At 43.5% G+C, this 545-nt stretch carries 1 protein-coding gene; it reads right to left on the bottom strand.

What is annotated here, in order from left to right; translation table 11 throughout:
• Positions 1 to 545: SLBB domain-containing protein (locus R7040_RS29255; protein WP_318098016.1), on the bottom strand; the 545-nt coding region annotated here is incomplete at both ends.

Here is a 545-nt window from a genome sequence, read left to right as displayed (position 1 = left end):
ATACGTTCAACATCAATATACGCACGCTCATCCGCACTATTAATCGCGGTTCGCGCTAGTCCTGCATTAATCGTGAATGCGTTGTAAGTCAAACCACCAGCAGCTTCAATAAGCGTTGATAACGTCATTCTTTGAGTGATCGGGTAGCGTCCTGGGTGCTTCACTTCACCAAAGACTTCAGCAATTTGAGGGGCTAGCCCCAAACGAGACTGTTGCTGAAGTTGTAACAAGACTGGTGCAAGTAAAGTGCGACGAGTATTTTGCTTCAGCTTTTCAAAGTCTTCCTCTGTAATCTCTTTACCACGGAAAATTATTTTAGCTGGTTTAGTCTGCTCTGTGACGTTCTGGTTGTTCAGCATACCGTTTTCTGGATGCGAAACCGCAACAGAAGAACTCATGAGTTTTTGTTCTTTCTGTTGGTCAAGCTCTGCTTGTTGCTGCGCTTGCTCTAACGTCTTCGCTTTTGAAACAGACTCTTGTGTTGCTAAAGTATCCAAGTCTTCGTTATTGAAACGGTTGAAAACTAATATACGATCACGTGATTG

Source organism: Vibrio sp. 1069, from assembly GCF_033340555.1.
The sequence above is the reverse complement of the archived record's forward strand: the minus strand, read 5'-3'. Positions and strand labels throughout refer to the sequence as shown.